Genomic DNA, 3,233 nt, shown 5'->3' on the forward strand with positions numbered 1-3,233 from the left:
GTGCTGACCCACGATGCCGTCCACGCCGAGGTTCTTCTGCTTCTGGAACGCGCGCACCGCGGCGTCCGTCTTGGGCCCGAAGTCGCCGTCGACGGTCACGGTGTGCCCGCGGGCCCGTAGGTGATATTGCAGAGTCGGCACGGGGTGTCCTTTGTCGCCCTTGCGGACCAGTGGCCACGGCTGCAATGCCATCGCGATCATCTCCTCTTCCGGCGGCCGCTCTGGCCGTTCCGGAAACGCCATCCTCACGCTCGGTGGAGATCGGGCGACCCCTCGGTCACGGTCCCGACAGCCGGTTGGAACTTCACCGACAATGCGGGCGGTCAGCGGCCGGCGAGGAGGGCGGCGGCCAGCGTTGCCCCGGTCTGTCTCTGCCACTCGTCCGCGGTCCAGCCGCAGACGTCGGCGAACAGCAGGTAGGTCTCGACGTTGCCGAGGACGAAGGCGACGTCGCGGGCCCGGTCGGCGGTCAGACCGGGTCGGAGCGCGTTGCGGTCGGCGAGCAGGCCGATCAGGAATCCGTACGCCGCGCGCGTCTGCTCCTGGTTGGTGTCCCACTGCGCGGCCACCTCGGGATCGGTGCTCGTCGCACCGCGCACGACCCGCATCAGTGGGGCGACGCGGTCGACGATCTCCCGGCCGATCCGCATCCACAGCTCGATGATGCGTGCCGGATCGGTCTCCTCCCGGATCTCCCGCACCCACGGCCGCTCCATCAGCGGCACCGGCTCGTCGTCACCCACCGCGGCAACGTCCAACGCCTCCTTGAGCAGCGTGCGCTTGTTGCCGAAGTGGAAATACACCGTCTGCACCGCGACTCCGGCCCGCTCGGCCACCTGATCCAGCAGCGTCGCACCGTAGCCGTGCGCCACGAACTGCGTCGCTGCGGCCTCGATGATGCGCCGGCGGGTCGCTCGTGCCTTCTCCGCACGAGAAGTCCGCTTGACAAACTCCGTCATTCGCTAGAGCCTACTCTAGTCAGTCACTAGAGCCAACTCTAGCCAACGGAGACGACATGCCTGATCTGTCCGGCTTCCATCACGTCAAGCTCCCCGTCGCCGACCTGCACCGCAGCCGGGAGTGGTACACGTCCGTGCTCGGCCTGCGGGTCGACATCGAGTTCGTCGAGGACGGCGAGCTCATGGGCCTCGCCCTGGCGGACGCGAGCGGCCGGCTGCGGCTGGCTCTGCGCCTCGATCCCGCCCGCGCCGCGGCCCTGTCCGGCTTCGACGCGATCGCGCTCGGCGTCCCGAAGCGGGAGGAGGTCGAGTCGTGGCGGGCCCGCCTGGACGACCTCGGCCAGCCGCACGGCGGCATCGTGACCGGGCACAAGGGCGGCTCCGTCCTGATCGGACTGCACGACCCGGACGGCATCGAGATCCGGCTCTACGCCGAGTGAATCGTGACACGAAACGCCCGGCACCACCCCGACCCGAGCGCCGAATCAAGCGCCGGGCGAACCCGAGAGGAACATCATGACCGACATCCACACCCCACTGACCCGCACCATCATCGACGGCGCCGAGGTCGCCCACACCGACTCACGCGGCGACGGCGAACCGCTGCTGCTGCTCCACGGCGGCGGCCTCGCCGACTGGATGACGCCCCTGGCGCAAACGGAGGAGCTCAAGAATCGCCGGGTGATCCGGATGGTTCGCGCGGGCTATACCGGCGGCCCGGTGCCCGATGGGCTGACCATCGCCGACCATGCCCGGCACGCCGCCACCCTGCTGCGCCGGCTGGACGCGGCGCCCGCTCACGTCGTCGCCCACTCGTCGGCCGCGGCCATCGCGCTCCAGCTGGCCGTCGACGAGCCGTCGTGCGTGCGTACCCTCGCCCTGGTCGAACCTCCGCTCGTCGAGGGCCTGGCCGATCCCGCCGACCTGGACGCACTGGCCGCGGCCTTCGGCCCGGTGATGGGCGCGGCGATGGCCGCGACCGCCCGCGGTGATTTCGCGGCGGCCTTCGACGCCTTCATGCCGGTCGTCTGTGGACCCGACTATCGCGTGGCCATGGACGACGCCCTGGGCGCCGGCCTCGTCGACGACGCGGCGGCCGGCTCCCGGCACTTCTTCACCAGCGAGGTGCCGGCGCTCAACGGCTGGACCTTCGACCCGGCGGTCACCCAGCCGGTCCTGCTGATCGTGGGCGCCGACAGCCCGCCGGTGCAGCACCGGCTGACCGCGCACCTCGCGGGCCGGCTGAAGCGGGCGTCGGTGGTCACGGTCGACCACGCCAACCACCTGATGCCGCTCACCGCACCGGCCGAACTGGCCCGGCTGATCCTGGCCCGGCTGATCCTGGCCCGGCTGATCCTGGCCGGACCGGTCGCCGACCGCCGATGAGGTTGGACGGCGCGGCTCAGGTGGTGCTGTCGGCGTGCTGCGACTGCGCCCGCAGGTGCTGTGCCAGGGCTGTGCGGTAGCTCTCGGCGAAGCTGGTCAGCCGCTCGATCTCGCGGCGCACGGCGGCGTCGCCGGCCTCCAGCTCGGCGGCCGCCGCCTGCTGCCGGCGGCGGGTCTCCTGCTCGATGTCGCGCACCTTGTCCATCGCCTCGCGGGTCACCCGGTCGCTCTGTTCGCGCGCCTCGGCGGCCATCGCGTGCGACTGGCGGCGTGCCTCGTGCATGTGGTCGTCGGCGGTCTGCTGTGCCATGGCCATGACGACGCCCGGGTTGTCGTTGCTCGCCGCCTCGGCCGGCGCGGCCGGTGCGGCGGCGGCCCGTCGCGCCTCGCCCAGCCGGCGCTGCAGCTGACGGGCGTTCTGCTCGGCCTGCTCGCACTCGTGGCGGGCGCGGTCCAGCTCGGCCCGCAGGGCCGCGAGCTCGGCCAGCTGGGCGTCGGTGGGCCGGGTGTCGCCGGGCTGGGCGCGGCCGGCGAACTCGTCGGCCCGGCCGGCCTGGCGCTGCAGGAGCTCCTTCTCGTCCAGCAGCTCCGTCATCTCCTGGGAGACGGCGTCCAGCAGCGCGTCGACCTGCTCCTCGTCGTAGCCACGCCGGCCGAGCGAAGCCTTCCCGAACTCGGCGTGATGTATGTCGGCTGGTGTCAGCGGCACGCTGCTCCTCAAGTCGATGCGCCGGGATGGTCCGCCCGGAGGAACTGTACGCGTGTTGCGGCCCGGGGACCTTCCGAGTGGAGGGTCCCCGGGCCGGTGCCGCTATCCGAGCGCGGGATTTGTCGATCGGGCCTTCGCGGCCTTCGCCGCCGTGCGTGGCGGGATCGTCGATGTGTCCT

Annotated in this window: 5 protein-coding genes; 2 read left to right on the forward strand and 3 right to left on the reverse strand. The window is 71.8% G+C overall.

Annotated elements, in window-relative coordinates; translation table 11 throughout:
• Both AB0M20_RS34295 and AB0M20_RS34300 read right to left on the reverse strand, forming a co-directional pair.
• Positions 1-192 (reverse strand): peptidoglycan-binding domain-containing protein (locus AB0M20_RS34295; RefSeq protein ID WP_364304505.1); only part of this gene is annotated, 192 nt, incomplete at its 3' end.
• 131 nt (positions 193-323) lie between these two features.
• Positions 324-959, reverse strand: a complete 636-nt coding sequence (locus AB0M20_RS34300; RefSeq protein WP_364304506.1) for a helix-turn-helix domain-containing protein — start codon at positions 957-959, stop codon at positions 324-326.
• A 56-nt stretch (positions 960-1,015) separates the two neighbouring features.
• Between AB0M20_RS34300 and AB0M20_RS34305 the strand changes: the two genes are divergently transcribed.
• Together AB0M20_RS34305 and AB0M20_RS34310 are read left to right on the forward strand one after the other, a co-directional pair.
• Positions 1,016-1,399 carry a VOC family protein gene (locus AB0M20_RS34305; protein ID WP_364304507.1) on the forward strand — a complete coding sequence of 128 codons (384 nt, stop codon included), beginning with the start codon at positions 1,016-1,018 and terminating at the stop codon, positions 1,397-1,399.
• A gap of 76 nt (positions 1,400-1,475) precedes the next feature.
• A complete protein-coding gene (locus AB0M20_RS34310; protein WP_364304508.1) occupies positions 1,476-2,345 on the forward strand; it encodes an alpha/beta hydrolase in 870 nt (289 codons plus the stop codon).
• Between the two features lie 16 nt (positions 2,346-2,361).
• Here the strand turns inward: AB0M20_RS34310 and AB0M20_RS34315 are convergent, their stop codons facing one another.
• Positions 2,362-3,054: a DivIVA domain-containing protein gene (locus AB0M20_RS34315; RefSeq protein ID WP_364304509.1), complete on the reverse strand. Its 693-nt coding sequence runs from the start codon at positions 3,052-3,054 to the stop codon at positions 2,362-2,364.
• Between the last annotated feature and the right edge of the window lie 179 nt (positions 3,055-3,233).

The sequence above is a fragment of the Actinoplanes sp. NPDC051633 genome, assembly GCF_040681735.1.
Taxonomy (GTDB): Bacteria; Actinomycetota; Actinomycetes; order Mycobacteriales; family Micromonosporaceae; genus Actinoplanes.